The organism is Bradyrhizobium frederickii (genome assembly GCF_004570865.1).
In the GTDB taxonomy this organism is placed as follows: Bacteria; Pseudomonadota; Alphaproteobacteria; order Rhizobiales; family Xanthobacteraceae; genus Bradyrhizobium; species Bradyrhizobium frederickii.
In genome coordinates this window covers 30,141-48,449 of the sequence record NZ_SPQS01000029.1, presented here as the reverse complement: position 1 = coordinate 48,449, position 18,309 = coordinate 30,141, and the positions used below count along the sequence as shown (strand labels likewise).

Annotated in this window: 17 protein-coding genes; 10 read left to right on the top strand and 7 right to left on the bottom strand. The window is 64.4% G+C overall.

From position 1 onward, the window contains the following. Positions 1–164: 164 nt before the first annotated feature. The 4 genes from E4K64_RS33980 to parE form a co-directional block, all read right to left on the bottom strand. Positions 165–935 (bottom strand): SDR family NAD(P)-dependent oxidoreductase, encoded by a 771-nt coding sequence (locus tag E4K64_RS33980; RefSeq protein ID WP_135167239.1) that lies wholly within the window; start codon positions 933–935, stop codon positions 165–167. Between the two features lie 20 nt (positions 936–955). Then, positions 956–1,141: a hypothetical protein gene (locus tag E4K64_RS33975; protein ID WP_018641722.1), complete on the bottom strand. Its 186-nt coding sequence runs from the start codon at positions 1,139–1,141 to the stop codon at positions 956–958. 304 nt (positions 1,142–1,445) lie between these two features. Beyond that, positions 1,446–2,234: an outer membrane protein gene (locus E4K64_RS33970; protein WP_135167238.1), complete on the bottom strand. Its 789-nt coding sequence runs from the start codon at positions 2,232–2,234 to the stop codon at positions 1,446–1,448. Positions 2,235–2,675: 441 nt separating this feature from the next. Further along, a complete protein-coding gene (parE, locus tag E4K64_RS33965) occupies positions 2,676–4,718 on the bottom strand; it encodes a DNA topoisomerase IV subunit B (protein ID WP_135167237.1) in 2,043 nt (680 codons plus the stop codon). A gap of 272 nt (positions 4,719–4,990) precedes the next feature. On the opposite strand from parE, the gene E4K64_RS33955 reads away from it, so the two are divergent. From E4K64_RS33955 to argC, 3 genes are all read left to right on the top strand, one after another. Next, positions 4,991–5,521, top strand: a complete 531-nt coding sequence (locus E4K64_RS33955) for a DedA family protein (protein WP_135167235.1) — start codon at positions 4,991–4,993, stop codon at positions 5,519–5,521. A 334-nt stretch (positions 5,522–5,855) separates the two neighbouring features. Next, positions 5,856–6,521, top strand: a complete 666-nt coding sequence (locus tag E4K64_RS33950; protein WP_135167234.1) for an FMN-binding negative transcriptional regulator — start codon at positions 5,856–5,858, stop codon at positions 6,519–6,521. Then, on the top strand, positions 6,518–7,501 hold the full coding sequence (argC, locus tag E4K64_RS33945; RefSeq protein ID WP_135167233.1) for an N-acetyl-gamma-glutamyl-phosphate reductase: 984 nt from the start codon (positions 6,518–6,520) through the stop codon (positions 7,499–7,501). The genes E4K64_RS33950 and argC overlap by 4 nt, the downstream gene beginning before the upstream one ends. Positions 7,502–7,631: 130 nt before the next feature. Here argC and E4K64_RS33940 read toward each other — a convergent pair whose 3' ends face one another. Both E4K64_RS33940 and E4K64_RS33935 read right to left on the bottom strand, forming a co-directional pair. Continuing rightward, a complete protein-coding gene (locus tag E4K64_RS33940) occupies positions 7,632–8,030 on the bottom strand; it encodes an MAPEG family protein (protein WP_135167232.1) in 399 nt (132 codons plus the stop codon). A gap of 64 nt (positions 8,031–8,094) precedes the next feature. Next, positions 8,095–9,903, bottom strand: coding sequence for a PHA/PHB synthase family protein (locus E4K64_RS33935; RefSeq protein WP_167772405.1), 1,809 nt, complete (start codon positions 9,901–9,903; stop codon positions 8,095–8,097). A gap of 252 nt (positions 9,904–10,155) precedes the next feature. On the opposite strand from E4K64_RS33935, the gene E4K64_RS33930 reads away from it, so the two are divergent. The 5 genes from E4K64_RS33930 (at position 10,156) to E4K64_RS33910 (ending at position 15,191) form a co-directional block, all read left to right on the top strand. Then, positions 10,156–10,431, top strand: coding sequence for a hypothetical protein (locus E4K64_RS33930; RefSeq protein WP_135167231.1), 276 nt, complete (start codon positions 10,156–10,158; stop codon positions 10,429–10,431). 215 nt (positions 10,432–10,646) lie between these two features. After that, positions 10,647–11,867, top strand: coding sequence for an LL-diaminopimelate aminotransferase (locus E4K64_RS33925; RefSeq protein WP_126261493.1), 1,221 nt, complete (start codon positions 10,647–10,649; stop codon positions 11,865–11,867). A 29-nt stretch (positions 11,868–11,896) separates the two neighbouring features. Next, positions 11,897–13,213 (top strand): homoserine dehydrogenase, encoded by a 1,317-nt coding sequence (locus E4K64_RS33920; protein ID WP_126261492.1) that lies wholly within the window; start codon positions 11,897–11,899, stop codon positions 13,211–13,213. Positions 13,214–13,302: 89 nt separating this feature from the next. Beyond that, positions 13,303–14,304, top strand: coding sequence for a class II fructose-bisphosphatase (gene glpX, locus E4K64_RS33915; RefSeq protein ID WP_135167230.1), 1,002 nt, complete (start codon positions 13,303–13,305; stop codon positions 14,302–14,304). Positions 14,305–14,471: 167 nt separating this feature from the next. Continuing rightward, entirely contained in the window at positions 14,472–15,191 is a 720-nt protein-coding gene (locus tag E4K64_RS33910; RefSeq protein WP_135167229.1) for a haloacid dehalogenase type II, read from the top strand. A gap of 233 nt (positions 15,192–15,424) precedes the next feature. On the opposite strand, the gene E4K64_RS33905 is transcribed toward E4K64_RS33910, so the two are convergent. Then, on the bottom strand, positions 15,425–16,090 hold the full coding sequence (locus E4K64_RS33905; RefSeq protein ID WP_126261488.1) for a GntR family transcriptional regulator: 666 nt from the start codon (positions 16,088–16,090) through the stop codon (positions 15,425–15,427). A gap of 119 nt (positions 16,091–16,209) precedes the next feature. On the opposite strand from E4K64_RS33905, the gene E4K64_RS33900 reads away from it, so the two are divergent. Together E4K64_RS33900 and E4K64_RS33895 are read left to right on the top strand one after the other, a co-directional pair. After that, entirely contained in the window at positions 16,210–17,004 is a 795-nt protein-coding gene (locus E4K64_RS33900; RefSeq protein WP_135167228.1) for an enoyl-CoA hydratase/isomerase family protein, read from the top strand. A 9-nt stretch (positions 17,005–17,013) separates the two neighbouring features. Next, entirely contained in the window at positions 17,014–18,267 is a 1,254-nt protein-coding gene (locus E4K64_RS33895) for a CaiB/BaiF CoA transferase family protein (protein ID WP_135167227.1), read from the top strand. Positions 18,268–18,309: the final 42 nt, after the last annotated feature.

Genomic DNA, 18,309 nt, shown 5'->3' with positions numbered 1-18,309 from the left:
AACGCGACCAACGATCAAGAAAAGCACCGCAAAATTCAAAAGCCCCGGCTTGGTCCGGGGCTTTTTTTTGCGCGTGAGAAACGTCAATCTCACAGACCCTTGCGTGATGCGAAAAGCCCCGGCAGGGATGCCGGGGTTTTTTCATGCGTCGCGTCGCGCGCGCCTCAGGCCATCACTGAGAAGCCGCCATCGACGGGGATCGCGGTGCCCGTGACGAAGTTCGACGCGGGCGATGCCAGGAACACGGCGATGCCGGCAAAGTCGTCGATGTCGCCCCAGCGTCCCGCAGGCGTGCGCGCCAGCACCCGCTCGTGCAATCCCGACACCTGCTGCCGCGCGCCGCGGGTGAGGTCGGTATCGATCCAGCCCGGCAGGATCGCATTGACCTGGATGTTGTCGGGCGCCCAGGCATTGGCGCAGGCGCGCGTGTACTGCACGATGCCGCCCTTGCTCGCCGCATAGGCGGCGGCGAAGCTCGCACCGAAGATCGACATCATCGAGCCGATGTTGATCACCTTGCCGTTGCCGGATGCCTTCAAGGCCGGATAGGCAAGCTTCGAGCACAGGAAGGCGCTGGTGAGGTTGGTGTCGATCACCTTGTTCCACTCGTCGAGCTCAAGCTCGTGCGGCGGCTTGCGGATGCTCATGCCGGCGTTGTTGACGAGGATGTCGATGCGGCCGAGATCCTTCAGAACGCGGGCAATCATGGCTTCGATCGCGGCCCTGTCGGTGACATCGGTCGCAACCGCGATCGCCTTGATGCCGCGCTGGCCGAGATCTTCGACGGCCGCTTTGGACTTCGCCTCGTTGCGTCCGACCACGGCGATGTCGGCGCCTGCATCGGCAAGGCCGCGCGCCATGCCGAGACCGATGCCGCCATTGCCTCCTGTGACGATCGCGACTTTGCCGCGGAGATCGAACCGGCTGGATGTCATGCTTGTATTCCCCGTTTCTTTTATTGGTTGCTCTGCCAGATCAGCACCAGCCCGAAGCCGGCCATGGCGGCGCCATAGCCGGCCCATTGCAGCTGGTTGACCATGAAGCTCGATCGCGGCCAGGGGACGGTGCCGGTGCCCTGGCCGATCCAGAGCAGCCCGACGGCAGTTGCAAACAGGCCTGCGACAAGCAGAAATCTGCGCATGCGTCCCTCCCATCGATCCGCTCTGTCGCGACTCGCGGCGTGAAGGATGTGCTGCGGCCTCGAAAGCTTGGGTGCACAGTAACCGTAGCTGTGGTTTGGATACAATGGCGGTGCCGGCCCAAGCCGTCGCGGGCGCATGCCGCAACGCGCGGGGCAGAGCGATCACCGACGCTGCTTGGGCGGCAAATGTGGCCCAGTTCGCGCAGTGTGCCGTCGCTGAAGGCGAGCATCGGCCGCCCGACAATCCCATAACGAAAAAGCCCCGGACAATGCCGGGGCTTTGACGTCTGAACTTGCGTTCGGATCAGTACTTGGCGACGACCGGACCGGTCCAGTTGAAGCGGTACACCAGCGAGGTGCTGATGGTCTGCACCAGCGGCTTGAAGGTGATGTCGCGGCCGTTCGAAAGGTTGCCGACGTCGGTCAGTTCCGAGATGGCCCTCTTGTCGTAATAGGCCGCGCGATATTCGGTCTTCATGAACCAACCGGGAGCCGAGATCCCGAAGATGTTCAGGTTGTTCTCGACGCCGCCACCGACGAACCAGCCTCCGCGATCGAAGCCGTTGGTGTGCAGGCCGGACGGAAGAGCGGTCGCGGTGTTGAACAGGGTGGTACCCTTCCAGTGCGAGCTGGAGTAACCGCCGTTCACGTAGGACAGCACGTTCGGAGCGACCAGATAACCGAGGCGAGCGCCCGCTGCCCAAGAGTAGTCGTTCTTGATGTTACCCGCGATGAAGGGGCCCTGATCCTGGATGGTGCCCTTCAGGCTGCCGAACTGGCCATCGGCGAAGACGCCGGCGACCCAGGTGCCAGCGAACTGCCAATCGTAGCCGGCGCCGACGGTGCCGAACCAACCGCTGCCGCCCTGGCGCTGGTTGAAGCCGAGGATCGGAGCGCCGGTCAAGGTTGCGTCCACGCCAGTGTCGGCTGCCCAGACACCGCCGCCGCCGCCGCCGAAGATGTAGAAGCCGGTCCAGTTGGCGACGGGCGCCGGCATCGGGGCCTTCACGTAGGGACGGGCACCCAGGTCGGCGGCCGAGGCCGAACCGGTCATCGCGGCAACCGCGGTCAGAGCGAGCAAAATCTTCTTCATGTCAAAATCCCCAACCTTGGTCTGTCGTAGCAGGCGCGAGCGCACTGAAGTTCGTGTCATCTGATGACCTGAACTATAGACGTTTCCTCCCGAAATGCTGTTGCCGGGCAGGCACAGTCGCCGGAAAACGCCGGGAAGCGCGCATTTGCGGCCTGAATGCCTAAATCATAAATAACTGTGTAAATTCAAAGACTTGCTCAGATTTACACGTCGCCAATTCGGGTAGGGTTTCGTTAGGAAATTCGGCCTTCTCCGAAATCGTGGCCGTCCCGCCACGGCCCGAGCACCGCGAGTCGGTGGCCGAATCGCCGCGGCGGTGCCGGGAATCGCCGGATGCGAGGCGGACGGTAGGCAGGTATATCCGGCAAGGAATGGCCCCCAGAACAAGAGAGCCCCGGCTTCTGGCCGGGGCTCTTGAGCGGCGTGCGACGGTGCTGGCGCTCAGACGTCCAGCAGCTCTTCGCTGGCAAACTCAGCTTTGTCCGAGATGAAGGCGAAGCGCGCCTCGGCCTTGGTGCCCATCAGGCGCTCCACCGAATCTGCGGTGGTGTCACGGTCGTCTGGCAGCAGGACCACCTTGAGCAGGGTCCGCTTGGCCGGATCCATGGTGGTCTCCTTGAGCTGGGCCGGCATCATTTCGCCGAGGCCTTTGAAGCGGTTCACCTCGACCTTGGCGTTGGCGTTGAACGCGGTCTTGATCAGCTCGTCCTTGTGCTTGTCGTCGCGTGCGTAGACCGACTTCGTGCCGTGCGTCAGCTTGTAGAGCGGCGGCACCGCGAGGAAGAGATGTCCTTCGTCGATCAGCTTCGGCATCTGCCGGTAGAAGAAGGTGATCAGCAGCGACGCGATGTGCGCGCCGTCGACGTCGGCGTCGGTCATGATGATGATGCGCTGGTAGCGCAGATCCTCTTCGCGATATTGCAGGAGCTGGCCGCAGCCGATCGCCTGCACGAGATCGGAGAGCTGTGCGTTCGCCGTCAGCTTGTCCTTGCCGGCGGAAGCGACGTTGAGGATCTTTCCGCGCAACGGCAGCACGGCCTGCGTCTTGCGGTCGCGCGCCTGCTTGGCGCTGCCGCCGGCCGAGTCGCCTTCGACGATGAAGAGCTCGGAGCCATCGGTGCCGGCGTCGGTGCAGTCGGCGAGCTTGCCGGGCAGGCGCAGCTTCTTGCCGGCGGTCTTGCGCGCCGTTTCCTTCTCCTGCCGGCGGCGCAGCCGCTCCTCGGCGCGGTCGATTACGAAGTCGAGCAGCCGGTTGGCCATGTTCGGATTGCCCGACAGCCAATGGTCGAACGGATCCTTCATGGCCTGTTCGACGATGCGCTGTGCTTCGGCGGTGGCGAGACGGTCCTTGGTCTGGCCCTGGAATTCGGGCTCGCGCACGAACACGGACAGCATCACGGCCGCGCCCACCATCACGTCTTCCGAGGTGATGGACGAAGCGCGCTTGCCCTGGCCGACGCGCTCGGCGTGATCCTTCAGGCCTCGGAGCAGCGCGCTGCGCAGGCCGGATTCGTGCGTGCCGCCGTCGGGCGTGGGGACGGTGTTGGTGTACGAGGAGAGGAAGCCGTCCGCATCCGCGGTCCAGGCCACCGCCCATTCGCAGGCCCCATGCGCGCCGTTGCGGCCCGACTTGCCGGAGAAGATGTCGGGATGCACCAGCGTGTCGGCGTGGATCGCCGCCGCCAGATAGTCCTTGAGGCCGCCGGGGAAGTGGAACGTGGCTTCCGCCGGCACGTCCTCGACGCCCTTGAGCAGCTCGGGCGCGCAGTTCCAGCGGATCTCGACGCCGCCGAACAGATAGGCCTTCGAGCGCGTCATCTTGAACAGGCGCTGCGGCTTGAAGGCAGCCTTAGGCCCGAAGATGTCGGTGTCGGGTTTGAAGCGCACGCGCGTGCCGCGGCGGTTGTTGACCTTGCCGAGGTCCTCGAGCTTGCCCTTTGGGTGACCGCGTTCGAAAATCATGCGGTGCAGCTTCTGGCCGCGCGCGACCTCGACCTCGAGCCGCGAGGAGAGGGCATTCACCACGGAGATGCCGACGCCGTGCAGACCGCCGGAGGTCTCGTAGACCTTGCTGTCGAACTTGCCGCCCGAATGCAGCGTGCACATGATCACTTCGAGCGCCGACTTCTTCGGGAACTTCGGATGCGGATCGATCGGGATGCCGCGGCCATTGTCGGTGACGGTCAGGAAGCCATCCGCACTCAGCTCGACTCCGATGAAGGTCGCATGTCCCGCCAGCGCCTCGTCCATCGAGTTGTCGATGACCTCAGCGAACAGATGATGCAGCGCCTTCTCATCGGTGCCGCCGATATACATGCCCGGCCGGCGACGCACCGGTTCCAGGCCTTCGAGCACCTCGATGTCGGCGGCGGTGTAGTCGGCTTCCCCGCCGCTTCCGCGCGGCGCCGCCCTGGCAGCGCGCGGCTTCGGCTCGTCGCCGCCGAAAAAGTCGTCTTTTGCTTTGGGTTTCAACTGCTTGGACATATATCTTGATGCGTTTTGAGGGCCGCATGGGCGGCGAATCGATTTGGCCGACTATGCCACTTCTGACCGGGAAAGGTTATTGCAGGGCGGGCCGGCCGGTGTGGTTGGGCGCCAATCCCGACGATTTTACGCCGCGGGCCATCCATTCCCGGCAATTTGACGTTCATGCCCAGCCTGTATCGGGTTTTGTGACTTGATGTCACACAAGTGCTTGGCTTACCAGTCTTTTTCATCGAGCAGCACCTTGAGACGGGGCGGGAAGGCTATTTTTGATGGAGCAGTTTGCGCACGCCCTGGCCGATTTCGTGCGCGTTCACCAGGCTTGGGCGGCCCCGATCGTGTTCCTGCTCGCCTTCGGGGAGTCGCTTGCCTTCATCTCGCTGCTGGTTCCGGCCTGGGGCGCGCTGGTCGCGATCGGTGCGCTGATCGGGGCGAGCGGCATCAGCTTCTACCCGGTCTGGATCGCCGGCGGCCTCGGCGCGGCGCTGGGCGATTGGGTCTCTTACTGGTTCGGCTATCGCTACAAGGAAAAGGTCGCCGAGATGTGGCCGCTCTCGCGCTATCCGGGCCTTCTGCCCAGAGGCGAGGCCTTCGTGCGCAGCTGGGGCATCCCCAGCATCTTCATCGGCCGCTTCTTCGGCCCCTTGCGCGCCTCGGTGCCGCTCGCGGCTGGCATCTTCGAGATGCCCTATTGGAGCTTCCAGGCCGCCAATTTCGTCTCGGCCCTGCTCTGGTCGGCCGTGCTTCTGCTGTTCGGCGACGTGCTCGCCAAGATCATGGAATGGATCTGGCGGATGATCTAAGTCCCGTCATCCGGGGCGCTCGCCAAGCGAGCGAACCCGGAATCTCGAGATTCTCTGGTGCGTCAGTGCGCCCCATAGTTCGATGCCCCGCATCGCCCCCGGAATGACAAGGGTTGCCTTGACGGGAACCCGATCTCGTTTTATAGCCGCGCGCCATGATCAACGCCGCGACCATCCTGTTCGCCCGTCGCCGCCGCCGCTCTTTAGCGGTTTGGGCGGTCGATCGCGTTTGAGATCATCGTCTTTGCCGCTGGATCCGATCCGCGGCATGCTCTCCCCTGTCAGCGCGATCTGATCCGGCGGCTCCCTCGAGGAGGCCCAGCAGGAGACCACGATGTACACGCCACCCTTTTTCAAGCAGGACCGCGCCGCAAGCCTGAAATTCGCCGAAGCGCGCGGCTTCGGCACCATGTGTGCCTTCGACGGCAGCAAGCCGATCGCCTCGCCGTTGCCCTTCTATCTGACTTACGCCGCCGACGGCACGCCGCAGGCCGCCTTTCATGTTGCCCGTCACAATCCGCTGCTAAAGCTGGCGGGCAGTGATGCGTCCTGGCTGCTCGCGGTCAACGGCCCCGATGCCTATGTATCGCCGGATTGGTACGTCTCGCCGGATCAGGTGCCGACCTGGCTCTACCAGTCGGTGCATCTGAGCGGGCCGGTGCGCCTTCTGACGGACGACGAATTGTCGGTGCAGATCGACACGCTCAGCGACAAGTTCGAGAGCTGGCTGCTGCCGAAGAAGCCGTGGACGTCGGGCAAGATGACGGCGGGCCGCCTGGAGACCATGAAGAAGGCGATCGTGGGTCTGGTGATGAATGTCGAAGAGGTCGAAGGCAGCTTCAAGCTCAACCAGCACAAATCGGACGCAGATTATGCGGCGATTGCCAATGCGCTCAGTGCCGGCGATGCCGACGCCAGGCAGATCTCGGATTTGATGCGGCAGGCAAGGCCGCAGGTTTTTGCAGACGACACGAACATGCTCGAAGGGAGCGCGCCATGAGTCTCGCTGACACCACCAAAGCTCCGACCGCCAGTGCGGCCAACAAGCCCGCCACCGTCTTCGTCGACGGCGGCTCCGGCACGACCGGCCTCGGCATCAACGAGCGGCTGAAGCTTCAGAGCGACGTCGTCGTGAAGACGCTTCCCGACGACAAGCGCAAGGACCCCGCAGCCAAGAAGGCGCTGATGGAGGAGGTGGACCTCGTCATCCTCTGCCTGCCCGACGATGCCGCCAAGGAGACGGTCGCCCTGGTCGACGGCATGGGAGCTCATGGGCCGAAGGTGCTCGACGCCTCGACCGCGTACCGGGTCGCGCCGGACTGGGCCTACGGCTTTCCCGAGCTGACGCCGGACCAGGCCGGCAAGATCAAGGCCGCCAGGAAGGTCTCCAATCCCGGCTGCTATCCGACCGGCGCGATCGCGCTTCTGCGGCCGATCGTCGATGCCGGGCTGCTGCCGGCCGATTATCCCGTCACCGTCAACGCGGTGAGCGGCTATTCCGGCGGCGGCAAGTCGATGATCGCGAGCTTCGAGGACGGCAGCGCGCCGTCGTTCGAGCTCTACGGCCTCGGCTTCGAGCACAAGCATCTGCCCGAGATGCAGCTCTATTCCAACCTGACGCGGCGGCCGATCTTCATCCCGTCGGTCGGCAACTACCGGCAGGGCATGCTGGTCTCGGTGCCGCTGCAGCTCGACACGCTGCCCGGCAAGCCTGGCGGAGCCGACCTGCAAGCCGCGCTCGCAAAGCGTTACGCGGGCTCGAAATACGTCAAGGTGATGCCGCTTCAGAACGAAGCGTCAAAGGGCGGCCGGCTCGAGCCGGAGGCGCTCAACGACACCAACACGCTCGAGCTCTACGTTTTCGCCAGCGACAAATATCATCAGGCGGTCTTGGTCGCCCGGCTCGACAATCTCGGCAAGGGCGCATCCGGCGCAGCCGTGCAGAACATGCGGCTGATGCTGGGCCTGCCGGAGGAGTAGGGTTGTCTCGTGCCCCGGACGCAGCGCAGCACTTCTTCAGTGATGCGCTGCAGAGCCGGGGCCCATTGTTGCTGTTTTGATTGCAGCCTTCTGTGTCCCGGCGCGCGCTTCGCGCGTCCGGGACACGACATCAAAGCACCCTGAAAATCGCCAGCGCCAGCGCGGCCTGGGCGAGGAAGCCGACGGTGAAGGCGAGGGTGCGGAACACCGGGATGCCAAGCGCGTAGACGATCAGATGTGCGACGCGGGACCAGAAATAGATCGCGCAGGCGAGCACCGTCCATTTCGTGGAATAGTCGATCGCGTTGAGGATCAGCACCAGCGGCGCAAAGAGCACCAGGTTCTCGACCGCGTTGTCATGCGCGAACATCAGCCGGTTCGCCCAGTCCGACTGCGGCTTGTCGTTGCGCGAGGGGTTGGCCATCGCGCCGCTGAGACCGCGGACCTGACACCGGTTGATCGTGTAGGGAATCCAGAGGATCCCGGTCAGAATCACCGTCAGTGTCAGCCAGAACAATTCGCGCGTCATAGTCCGGTCCCCTCTGTCGTCGCTATGGTGAGCGCCAGTCTATACGAAAGCGCAGCCGATTCCGCTATGCGCGCACCCTGACATAGCTGCCGGGCGCGTCCTCGATCGGCGGGAATGCTTCGCTCCCCGGTATGCGCGCGGGAACCTGCTCGGGATCGAGCTCGCCCAGCCATTGCCGCCAGTCCGGCCACCACGAGCCCTTGTGCTCGACGGCGCCCTTCATCCACTCGGCGACGTTGACGTCCTTGATGTTGTCGTTGGTCCAGTACTGATACTTGTTCGAGGCCGGCGGGTTGACCACGCCTGCGATATGGCCCGAGCCCGACAGCACATATTTCACCGGACCGCCGAAGAATTGCGAGCCGTACAGCACCGATTCCGCCGGCGCGATATGATCCTCGCGGGTGGCGAGATTGTAGACGGGCACCTTGACCTTGGAGAGATCGAGAAGCGCGTTGTCGAGCACCATCGTGCCGGTGGAGAGCCGGTTCTCCAGATAACAATTGCGCAGATAATAGGAATGGTTCGACGCGGTCATGCGGGTCGCGTCGGAATTCCAGTGCAACAGGTCGAACGCGCTGGGCTGCTGGCCTTTCAGGTAGTTGCTGACGACATAGGACCAGATCAGATCGTTGGAGCGCAGCATATTGAAGGCCATCGCCATCTTCGAGCCTTCGAGCACGCCGGCCGCCTTCATGTCCTGCTCGAGCGAGGAGATCTGGTCCTCGTCGACGAACACCAGGAGGTCGCCGGCATGGGTGAAGTCGACCTGCGCCGCGAAGAACGTCGCCGACGAGACGCGCTGGCGGCGTTTCTCGGCGAGCCAGGCCAGCGTGGTCGCGAGCATGGTGCCGCCGACGCAATAGCCGGCGGTGTGCACCTTCATCTCGCCGGTGACCTTCTCGATCACGTCCATCGCCGTGAGCGGCCCTTGCTTCATGTAGTCTTCCCAGCTCTTGTTGCCGAGCCGCTTGTCGGGATTGACCCATGAGATCACGAACACGGTGATGCCCTGGTCGACGCACCACTTGATGTAGGATTTCTCCGGCTTGAGATCGAGGATGTAGAACTTGTTGATCCATGGCGGCACGATCAGGAGCGGGGTGCGCAGCACCGTCTCCGTGGTCGGCGAATATTGGATCAGCTGCATGATCTCGTTCTGGTAGATCACCTTGCCCGGCGTCGTCGCCATGTTGACGCCGACGACGAGGTTGTCCGGATCGGACTGGCGGATCTTCAGCATGCCCTTGCCGGCCGCGATGTCCTCGGCGAGCATCTTCAAGCCGCGCGCGAGGTTCTCGCCGCTGCTCGCCACCGTCTCGCGCAGCACCTCCGGATTGGTCAGCACGAAGTTGGACGGCGACAATGCGTTGATGACCTGCTGGACGTAGAACTCCGCCTTGCGGCGGGTCGGCGGATCGAGCCCTTCGGCATCGCGCACCAGCTCCTGCGCCCATTTGGTCGTGAGCAGATAGAGCTGCATGACGAAATCGAAGAACTGGTTCGATTTCCATTCCGGATCGGCAAAGCGCTTGTCGCGGGGGGAGGGCGCGATCGCAGGGGGAGCGTCCTGGCCGGCCATGCGCCGCACTGCCGAGCCCCAGAGGTCGAGATAATCCTTGGCGAGCTTGGTCTGCAGATCCGACGAGCGGGACGAATCCGACAACCAATATTCGGCAACCGAGGTGAAGGTCTTGACGACCTCGGTAAGCTCGGCCGGCGGGCGATCCTGCACCTCGCCGCTCTCGCGCGGCTTGAGGTAGGCCGCAAGCGCCTTGCCGCCGCTCTCCATCGCCCGCGCGACATTCATCGCGAAGGCTTCCGGATCGAACTTGGTCTCGGGTTTGGGCGTATCGGTCGTGGCCATGCTCATGGGCAGAACAGTAACGAGTCATTCCGTATTCGTCACCGCGAAGCTCGCATGTTTGACGCTAAACACGCTCCAAGATGTGCTGCACTGCGATAGAGTTTCTTGGTTTCGTCACAATCGCGGTGCAACCCTGCGGTCGTGGGCCTTGGATGTTTTCTCGCTCGTTCCATTTGTGGGCAGCAATGGTTTGAGCTTGGGCAGGTTGTCGGGTTAGTGTGCGGCAGCTTGCGTTGGGACGAGTAGGGGATTTCCCAAGTGTTGGCGTTGAGGGTCCTACGGAGGTCGCTGCTGATCGGTGGCGCGCTGCTGAGCGTGGCATTTGCGCTGGGCGGCTGTTCGAGTCAGTTCGCGGATATGGCACCGACGGACGCGCAGGCGCATCCGAGGGAGCCCGGGAGCTATCTGCCGGTGCACGACCTGCCTCCGGACCGCGATCAAGCGGTCATCCCGCCGGATCAGCGCGCCAAGATCGAGGCCGAGCTGGCCGCCGCGCGCGATCGCCAGGCCGTTGCCGGCAAGGATGCGAAGTGAGGCGCTGCAAGGGAATCGCTGGCGCCACCGCCTTGCCGTGCTAAAAGACCCCGGTTCAGCCGACGGTCAGGACGAAGGACTTCAGTCCTCGTCGTCGATGATTGCTCTAAGTATTTGATTTTGAGTAATTTTCGCGACGAGGCCGAGCCCCTTTCCGGAGCGCCGTCCTGTCCTGTCGATTCTGTCCTGACCGGTTGCCCGGAGCCCAGAGAGCCATGGAAGAATTTTACCGCATCCGCCGCCTTCCGCCTTACGTGTTCGAGCAGGTCAACCGGGCCAAGGCGGCCGCGCGGAATGCCGGCGCCGACATCATCGACCTCGGCATGGGCAACCCGGATCTGCCGGCTCCGGCGCATGTGCTGGAGAAGCTGAAGGAGACGCTGGGCAAGCCGCGCACCGACCGCTACTCGGCCTCCCGCGGCATCCCCGGACTGCGCCGGGCCCAGGCCGGCTACTACGCCCGCCGCTTCGGCGTGAAGCTCAACCCGGACACCCAGATCGTGGCGACGCTCGGCTCGAAGGAGGGTTTTGCCAACGTGGCGCAGGCGATCACCGCGCCCGGTGACGTCATCCTCTGTCCGAACCCGAGCTATCCGATTCACGCCTTCGGCTTCTTGATGGCGGGCGGCGTGATCCGCTCGGTGCCGTCCGAGCCGACGCCGCAATTCTTCGAGGCGGCCGAACGGGCGATCGTCCATTCGATCCCGAAGCCGCTCGCGCTCGTGGTCTGCTATCCGTCGAACCCGACCGCCTATGTCGCGAGCCTCGATTTCTACAAGGACCTCGTCGCATTCGCGAAGAAGCACGAGATCCTGATCCTGTCCGATCTCGCCTATGCCGAGGTCTATTTCGACGAGAGCAACCCGCCGCCCTCGGTGCTCCAGGTGCCGGGCGCGATGGACGTCGCCGTCGAGTTCACCTCGATGTCGAAGACCTATTCGATGGCCGGCTGGCGCATGGGCTTTGCGGTCGGCAATGAGCGCGTGATCGCCGCGCTCGCCCGCGTCAAATCCTATCTCGATTACGGTGCGTTCACACCGGTCCAGGTCGCGGCGACCGCGGCGCTGAACGGCCCGGATGATTGCATCAAGGAGATGCGCGACACCTATCGCAAGCGCCGCGATGCGCTGGTGGAATCGTTCGGCCGTGCCGGCTGGGAGATCCCGCCGCCGGAGGCCTCGATGTTCGCCTGGGTGCCGCTGCCGGAGGCTTTCCGCAGCGTCGGCAGCATGCAGTTCGCCACCCTGATGGTGGAGAAATCCGGCGTCGCGGTCTCGCCCGGCGTCGGCTTCGGCGAGCATGGTGAAGGATATGTCCGCATCGCCATGGTGGAAAACGAGCAACGGATCAGGCAGGCCGCGCGCGGCGTGCGACGCTTCCTTGAAAGCGGCATCGAAACGTTGCACAACGTCGTTCCGCTCGCCAATCGGCGTTGAGTTCTCTTCGGCAGGTTTTCTAAGACATCATGGTTGCACCCCTGAAAGTGGGCATAGCGGGGCTCGGCACCGTGGGCGCCGAAGTGGTCCGTTTGATCGAAACGCAGGCGCGCGTGCTCGCGGGCCGCAGCGGCCGCGGCATCCGCGTCGTCGCCGTCACCGCGCGCTCGAAGGCGAAGAAGCGCGGCGTCGATCTGCGCGGCGTCGAATGGGCCAGGGATCCGATGGCGCTGGCCACCCATCCCGGCATCGATTGCTTCGTCGAGCTGATGGGCGGCGCCGGCGATCCCGCGCTGTCGGCGGTGGAGGCCGCACTCAACGCCGGCAAGTCGGTCGTCACCGCCAACAAGGCGCTGCTGGCCAAGCACGGCCTCAAGCTGGCCAAATCAGCCGAAAAGCACGGCGGTGCGCTGAATTTCGAGGCAGCCGTCGGCGCCGCGATCCCCGTCATCAAGACGTTGCGCGAGGGGCTTTCCGGCACCGGCATCAACCGCGTCTACGGCATCCTCAACGGCACCTGCAATTACATCCTGACCCGGATGGAGCAGGAGGGGCTGTCCTTCGCCGAATGCCTCAAGGACGCGCAGCGGCTCGGTTATGCCGAGGCCAACCCGTCGTTCGATGTGGATGGTCACGATACCGCGCAAAAACTCGCGATTCTCGCCAGCCTCGCTTTCGGCACGAAAGTTGCTCAAAGCGCGGTGTATGTCGAAGGCATCTCATCCATCGCGCCGGAAGATCTGCGCGCGGCGTCCGATCTCGGCTACCGCGTCAAGCTGCTCGGCGTTGCGGTGCGCACCGCCAAGGGCATCGAGCAGCGCGTGCATCCGACCATGGTGCCGAAATCCTCCTCGATCGCGCAGGTGATGGGCGTCACCAATGCGGTCACGATCGACGGCGAGGGCATTCCGCCGATCACGCTGGTCGGCCCGGGCGCCGGCGGCGCCGCAACGGCATCCGCAGTGGTCGCCGACATCGCCGACGTCGCGCGCGGCATCCGCGCCAATCCGTTCGGCCGGCCCATCGCGCAATTGCGCGACACCAAGAAGGCGCCGATGGAGCGCCACGAGGGCGGCTATTACATTCGTCTTCTGGCGCGCGATTTCCCCGGCACCGCGGCTGCGATCGCGACGCGGCTGGCCGAGCAGAAGATTTCGATCGAGTCGATCGTGCAGCGACATCCCAATGGCGGCGCTGCGCCGGCGGACGGCAAGGCGGTCCCCGTGCCCGTCATCCTGATCACCTACGCGACGCACGAGGATGCCGTGCGCCGCGCCCTCGCTGCCGTGCAGAAGGACAAGGTGATCAGCGGACGGCCGCAGGTGATCCGGATCGAGAAGAACTGAGGGCGGTTCGTTCGAACGAATCGTGGGCGTTGCGAATTGATGTGTGGGCAGAGAACTTCTGTCCAGAACCGGTTTGAAGGAGTTAGCCGATGTCGACCCATATTTCAGTCCCGCCGCAAGCGTTGCTCGAGCGCATCCTGACGCTGGAGATCGTGCGGGTGACGGAGCGGGCGGCAGTGTCGTCGGCGCGCCTGCGCGGCCACGGCAACGAGAAGGCGGCCGACCAGGCCGCGGTCGACGCCATGCGGCGCGAGCTCAACAAGCTGCCGATCCAGGGCACCGTCGTGATCGGCGAGGGCGAGCGCGACGAAGCGCCGATGCTCTATATCGGCGAGCAGGTCGGCCTCAAGACGGGTCCCGAGGTCGACATCGCGGTCGATCCGCTCGAAGGCACCACGCTTTGCGCCAAGAACATGCCGGGCTCGATCGCCACCATGGCGATGGCCGACGGCGGTACACTGCTGCACGCTCCCGACGTCTACATGCAGAAGCTCGCGATCGGTCCCGGCTACGACAAGGGCGTCGTCGAGCTCGATGCGAGCCCGGCCGACAACGTCCGCCGCCTCGCCAAGGCCAAGGGCGTCAAGCCGGAGGGGATCACCGTTCTCGTGCTCGACCGTCCGCGCCACGCCAGCATCATCGAGAGCGTGCGCTCCACCGGCGCCGCCGTGCGTCTGATCACCGACGGCGACGTCGCCGGCGTGATCCACTGCGCCGATCCTGACAATACCGGCGTCGACATGTATCTCGGCACGGGCGGCGCGCCGGAAGGCGTGCTCGCCGCCGTGGCGCTGCGTTGCATCGGCGGCCAGATGCAGTGCCGCCTGATCCTCGATTCCGACGAGAAGCGCGAGCGTGCCGCCAAGATGGGCGTCAACGATCCCAAGATGATCTACGGCATCGAGGACATGGCGCGCGGCGACTGCCTGTTCGCCGCCACCGGCGTCACCACGGGCTCGCTGCTCTCGGGCGTCAAGTTCCGCAAGGACGGCGTGATCGAGACCGAGACGGTGGTGATGCGCTCCGTCACCGGCACCGTGCGCTACATCAAGGCCGAGCACCGCGAACTGGCCAAGTTCCATTTGGACTGAGCGACGCAACAACGACTGCCGTCATTCCGGGGCGATGGGACCGCGCAAAGCGCGGACCGGAGAGCCCGGAATCCATCGGGCGGCAGAGTGCGAGGTGAAATGGATTCCGGGCCTGCGCCTTGCGGCGCATCCCGGAATGACAATGATAAGAACAAGAGGGAAGCGCCATGTCCGATCTCTCCGCCGTCAAAGCCCTGGTGTTCGACGTGTTCGGCACGGTTGTGGACTGGCGCACCAGCCTGATCACCGACTTCATGTGGTGGAGCAAGCAGCGCGGCATCAGCGCCGACTGGACCGCCTTGGTCGACGGCTGGCGCGGCATGTACATGGCCTCGATGGACGACGTGCGCCAGCATCCCGAGCGCGGCTACGTCATGCTCGATGATCTGCACCGCCGCTCGCTGGAGAAGCTGGTCGCGCAGTTCGCGATCAAGGGCCTCACCGAGGCCGATCTCGACTACCTCACCAAGGGCTGGCACCGCCTGCATCCCTGGCCGGACAGCGTCGCCGGCCTGACGCGGCTGAAATCAAAATTCGTGATCGCGCCGCTCTCGAACGGCAACGTCGCGCTGCTCACCAACATGGCGAAGTTCGCCGGCCTGCCGTGGGACCTCATCATGTCGGCCGAGCTGTTCGAGCACTACAAGCCCGACCCCGAGACCTATCTCGGCGCAGCAAAGCTGCTTTGCCTCAAGCCGGACGAGGTGATGATGGTCGCCGCCCACAACGGCGATCTCGCGGCCGCGCAGAAGAACGGATTGAAGACCGCGTTCGTGGCACGGCCGACGGAATACGGTCCGCTGCAGAAGGTCGACTTCGAGGGGACCGGCGATTGGGACATCGTCGCGAGGGACTTTGGCGGAATCGCCGATAAATTGGGTTGCTAGAGCATGATCCGGAAAAGTGCGCAGCGGTTTTCCGAAAAGATCATGCTCAAACAACAACCTAAAGCGCGATGACGATTCATCCTCATCGCATCGCGCTATAGGCCGCACCTTGGGGGCGCAGTAGCGTTCCTTGCTTCAACGCGATACGCGGTTGCATTGCCCTATCGATTTCGTTTGTCACGTCGTGAACGCGGCAGCTTTCGCAGGTGTGGTGTGGCGACGGTACCGGTGCGTCACGCGATTCTCAGCGTGAGATCGTTGCCTTCCGTCTCGGCAAAGCCCGCCTGCAGCACCTCTTCGCGCTTGTGGCGCAGGTGCGCGCGCAGAATATGCGAGAGGCCGGCCCCGTCGCGCCTCTGCAGCGCGTTCAGGATCGCCTCGTGCTCCTTCACCGCGAGGGCCCAGCGCTGCGGCGTCATCGGCGTGACGTAACGCGCGCGGCGGATGCGTGCTGTCACCGATGTGTAGAGCCCCGCGAGCACGGGGTTTCCGGCTGCGGTGACGATGGCTTCGTGAATGGCGCGGTTGCCGCGGTAGTACTGGATCAGGTCGCCGTCGCGATAATGCTCCACCATGGCTGCATGAGCGGCGGCGATCGCGTCAATCTCGGCGTCCGTGATGCGCTCGCAGGCGAGCTCGCCGGCGAGGGCCTCCAGGCCCTGGCAGACCTCGAACAGATCGCGCATGTCGTTGTCGGTCAGTTTTGCTGCGCGCGAGCCGCGATGCGGCAGGAGCTGCACGAGTCCCTCGGCGGCGAGCACCTTGAGCGCCTCGCGCAGCGGTGTGCGCGAGATCCCGAGCCGCTCGCACAGCTCGCGCTCGGGAATCCGGGCGCCCGGCGGAATTTCGCCGTCGAGCAGGATCGCGCGGATACGGCTGACGACATCCTCGTGAAGCATGGGGACCGGCGCTCCAATTTGAATGCAAAACCGCAGAATTTGATCGAAATATCGAAGTTCCGGCTTGCTAATGGCGAATTTTGCATTCAAAAATGCAAAAAACAAGAGGACATGAGGAAATGGACTTGGCGGCGGCGACGGACGACCTCGTTTTTGAATGCAACGACGGCATCGGGCGGATCACCTTCAACCGCCCGCAGGCTCGCAACGCCTTCACCTTCGCGATGTACGAACGGCTCGCCGTGATCTGCGAGCAGGCCAACCGCGACCAGACCATCAAGGTGCTGGTGCTGCGCGGAGCCGGCGACAAGGCCTTCGCCTCGGGTACCGACATCAACCAGTTCCGCGAATTCAGGACACCGCAGGACGCAATCGACTACGAGAACCGGATCGATCGCGTGCTGACCACGCTGGAGCAGTGCCGCGTGCCGACCATCGCCGCGATCAACGGGTTCTGCACGGGCGGAGGGGCCGGCATTGCCGCAGCCTGCGACCTGCGCATCGGCACGAAGAGCACCAAGATCGGATTTCCGATCGCCCGCACGCTCGGCAATTGCCTGTCGATGTCCAATGTCAGCCGTCTTACGGCGCTCATCGGCGCCGCGCGCGTCAAGGACATCATCTTCACCGCGCGTCTCGTCGACGCCACGGAGGCCGCGAGTGTCGGGCTGCTCGGCGAAATCGTCGAGGATCTCCCAGCTCTCGATCGCCGCGCCGGCGAGGTCGCCCGGCTCGTCGCCAGCCACGCGCCGCTGACGTTGAATGCGACCAAGCAGGCGGTCGCCCGCTTGCAGCGGCGGCTGACGCGTGACGAAGGCGAGGACCTCATCCTGATGTGCTACACGAGCCAGGATTTTCGCGAAGGGCTCGATGCTTTCCTCAACAAGCGCGCGCCGCAATGGCGCGGCCAATAGGACGCCCCGATGCAAAGCTCGCAATCCACCTCGCGCCGTTCGGGACCGCTCGCCGGCCTCAAGGTCGTCGATCTCACTCATGTCATGGCCGGGCCGACCTGCACCCTGATGCTCGCCGACATGGGCGCTGACGTCATCAAGATCGAAAAATCGCCGAACGGCGACGACACCCGTCATTCGGTACCGCCGAAGATCGGCGATGAGGCGGCCTCCTTCCTGATGATGAACCGCAACAAGCGCGGCATCGTGCTGGATCTCAAGACCGAGGGCGGCAAGCAGGTGCTGCGGCGGCTGATCGCGGACGCCGACGTGCTGGTGGAGAACTTTGCGCCCGGCGCGATGGAGCGTCTCGGCTTCGGTTACGAGGAGCTGCACAAGCACTATCCCTCGCTGATCTATTGCTCGCTGTCGGGCTTTGGTCGCACCGGTCCCTACAAGCACCGCCGCGGTTTCGATCTCGTCGCGCAGGCCATGAGCGGCATCATGAGCTTTACCGGCGAACGCCCCGACGGTCCGCCGGTGAAATGCGGCCCGCCATTGTCCGACATCACCGCCGGCCTGCTCGCGAGCATGGGCATCCTCGCGGCCTACGCGCACCGTCTCAAGACCGGCGAGGGGCAGTGGGTCGAGACCTCGCTCTACGAGGCTGCGCTGGTGCAGACCTATTGGCAGTCGACCATCGCGCTCGCCGCAGGCACCGCGCCGCGCGCGATGGGTTCGGCCCATCCGCTCAACGCGCCGTATCAGGCGTTCGAAGCCTCGGATGGCTGGCTCGTGGTCGGCGGTGCCAACAAGAAGCACTGGCTGCTGATGCTGGAAGCGCTCGGCGCGAGCGAGCTGGCCGCCGACCCCCGCTTCGTCAACGGCGCCGACCGCATGGCGAATCTTGGAGAACTGGAAGCGGTCTTGAGCGAACGCTTCCGCACCCAATCGCGGGCGCACTGGCTCGCGGCGCTGGACGAGAAGGGCGTGCCGTGCGGACCCGTGCACGACATGCTGGAGGCGCTCAGCGATCCCCAGACTCTGGCGCGCGAAATGGTTGTCGAGGTCGAGCATTCCACGCTCGGACCTGTGAAGACGATCGGGCTTCCGGTCAAGTTCTCGGAGACCCCGGGCAAGGTGCGATCGGGTGCTCCCGTCTATGGCGAGCATACGCGCGAGGTGCTGGCCGAGCACGGGTTCGACCAGATGCAGATTGAAGCGCTCGCACAAGAAGGCGCTATCGTCCTGGGCTCGGCAAGACGCGAGGAGCGCGTCGCCTGACCGGACGTCGATACGGACAAGACCAAAGATAAGAATACGAAG

Excerpts from the sequence above, each read along its gene's own strand:
- E4K64_RS33975 (WP_018641722.1), bottom strand. The coding sequence starts at position 1,141 with ATGCGCAGATTTCTGCTTGTCGCAGGCCTGTTTGCAACTGCCGTCGGG.
- E4K64_RS33935 (WP_167772405.1), bottom strand. The coding sequence starts at position 9,903 with ATGAGCATGGCCACGACCGATACGCCCAAACCCGAGACCAAGTTCGAT.
- E4K64_RS33895 (WP_135167227.1), top strand. The coding sequence starts at position 17,014 with ATGCAAAGCTCGCAATCCACCTCGCGCCGTTCGGGACCGCTCGCCGGC.
- glpX (WP_135167230.1), top strand. The coding sequence starts at position 13,303 with ATGTCGACCCATATTTCAGTCCCGCCGCAAGCGTTGCTCGAGCGCATC.
- E4K64_RS33900 (WP_135167228.1), top strand. The coding sequence starts at position 16,210 with ATGGACTTGGCGGCGGCGACGGACGACCTCGTTTTTGAATGCAACGAC.
- E4K64_RS33955 (WP_135167235.1), top strand. The coding sequence starts at position 4,991 with ATGGAGCAGTTTGCGCACGCCCTGGCCGATTTCGTGCGCGTTCACCAG.
- E4K64_RS33970 (WP_135167238.1), bottom strand. The coding sequence starts at position 2,234 with ATGAAGAAGATTTTGCTCGCTCTGACCGCGGTTGCCGCGATGACCGGT.
- E4K64_RS33905 (WP_126261488.1), bottom strand. The coding sequence starts at position 16,090 with ATGCTTCACGAGGATGTCGTCAGCCGTATCCGCGCGATCCTGCTCGAC.
- E4K64_RS33920 (WP_126261492.1), top strand. The coding sequence starts at position 11,897 with ATGGTTGCACCCCTGAAAGTGGGCATAGCGGGGCTCGGCACCGTGGGC.
- E4K64_RS33910 (WP_135167229.1), top strand. The coding sequence starts at position 14,472 with ATGTCCGATCTCTCCGCCGTCAAAGCCCTGGTGTTCGACGTGTTCGGC.
- argC (WP_135167233.1), top strand. The coding sequence starts at position 6,518 with ATGAGTCTCGCTGACACCACCAAAGCTCCGACCGCCAGTGCGGCCAAC.
- parE (WP_135167237.1), bottom strand. The coding sequence starts at position 4,718 with ATGTCCAAGCAGTTGAAACCCAAAGCAAAAGACGACTTTTTCGGCGGC.
- E4K64_RS33925 (WP_126261493.1), top strand. The coding sequence starts at position 10,647 with ATGGAAGAATTTTACCGCATCCGCCGCCTTCCGCCTTACGTGTTCGAG.
- E4K64_RS33950 (WP_135167234.1), top strand. The coding sequence starts at position 5,856 with ATGTACACGCCACCCTTTTTCAAGCAGGACCGCGCCGCAAGCCTGAAA.
- E4K64_RS33940 (WP_135167232.1), bottom strand. The coding sequence starts at position 8,030 with ATGACGCGCGAATTGTTCTGGCTGACACTGACGGTGATTCTGACCGGG.
- E4K64_RS33980 (WP_135167239.1), bottom strand. The coding sequence starts at position 935 with ATGACATCCAGCCGGTTCGATCTCCGCGGCAAAGTCGCGATCGTCACA.